The organism is Paraburkholderia sp. J7 (genome assembly GCF_905220155.1).
GTDB lineage: Bacteria > Pseudomonadota > Gammaproteobacteria > Burkholderiales > Burkholderiaceae > Paraburkholderia.
Genome location: NZ_CAJMYZ010000147.1, coordinates 1 through 242, shown reverse-complemented (window position 1 = coordinate 242; position 242 = coordinate 1). Strand labels below are relative to the sequence as shown.

Genomic DNA, 242 nt, shown 5'->3' with positions numbered 1-242 from the left:
GGGCAAGCGCGTGGAACTCACCGAAGTCGGCCTGTTCTCCGACGGCACGGCAGTCAAGCTCGTGGGCGAGGAAACCTTCCGTCTGTGCCAGACCTATCTCGATGAAGTGCTGACAGTGGACACTGACGCCCTGTGCGCCGCGATCAAGGACGTCTTCCAGGACACGCGCAGCGTGCTCGAACCCGCGGGCGCGCTGGCCGTGGCGGGTGCGAAGCATTACGCGGAGCGCGAGGGCATCGAAG

At 65.7% G+C, this 242-nt stretch carries 1 protein-coding gene; it reads left to right on the top strand.

What is annotated here, in order from left to right; translation table 11 throughout:
• Positions 1 to 242, top strand: a 242-nt coding sequence (locus U5A58_RS40715; protein ID WP_321965485.1) for a pyridoxal-phosphate dependent enzyme, incomplete at both ends; no start/stop codon positions are given.